General features: G+C 45.4%; 1 protein-coding gene. It reads right to left on the minus strand.

Annotated features, from left to right (window positions below; translation table 11 throughout):
* Positions 1-444: 444 nt before the first annotated feature.
* On the minus strand, positions 445-753 hold the full coding sequence (locus HW443_RS12055; RefSeq protein WP_176236261.1) for a transposase: 309 nt from the start codon (positions 751-753) through the stop codon (positions 445-447).
* Positions 754-878: the final 125 nt, after the last annotated feature.

Raw genomic sequence — 878 nt, forward strand, 5'->3', positions numbered from 1 at the left:
TATGGGTATAGAGATATGCAGTATTTCTTCCTGAAGATACGGGGTGCTTTTAGGCCAGTTACCCACACTTAAGGGAGAAGAGCCAATTAAATTAAAGGAGGAAAAGGAAATTGAAAAAGACATGGATTGTCGGACTGGTTTGTTTGTTGATCGGGGCTTTGGCTGCTGGTGGAATAGTTTTTGGGTCTTTTTCTTTCATCGTGAAAGTTGTGTAGATTTCCCATGTTCGTTTTTCATTCATCGTGTTTTTTTATTATGAGAATAGTATTTATCGGGATTGTGGGCAATGTGGGCAAGTCCAAGACTTGTCCAAGCGAGGTAGGAAATGTGGGTAACCCTAAGAGTTATCCATCGTTTTCCACCGAGCGTCATTGTCCACAATCAGGAATAGTTGCTATGATTCCTCTTCAAAGAGCGAAGCTGTGGTTTAAATTAGGGTTTCTCCTACACCCTCTGATGGGGGGAAGAGGGTGTCATCTCCTCCTGCTCCAAGATCTTCAGCCTCAAATTTTGGAAGTTGTTGTAATTGAAAGCTCGCCGTCTGAGAGCTTTGATCTTATTGATCTTTCCCTCGGTAACAGCATTGCAAATACGATGCTGCCAAAAGTTAAGAATCGGCTCCTTCCAATGAATCAGCGTCCGGGAGGCTTCAATCATCTCCTTGATTCCACTGGCCTGAACTTCTCCGAACCAGTTCTCCGACTCACGCCGTGCCTGTTCGCCATCCTCACCAGCATAGATGGCACGGAGCACCTCCTTCGTAAGCTTTCAGTAAACCCCGTGTTTACCTGGCGCAAGAAGTTCTCTCTACCCCCTGGACACGAAGGCCTCGGTTGTGTATTATGGTAGTATAGCTACCGAGAGTCCTGATACTCATA

It is taken from the genome of Candidatus Hakubella thermalkaliphila (assembly GCF_013281975.1).
Classification (GTDB): domain Bacteria; phylum Actinomycetota; class Humimicrobiia; order Hakubellales; family Hakubellaceae; genus Hakubella; species Hakubella thermalkaliphila.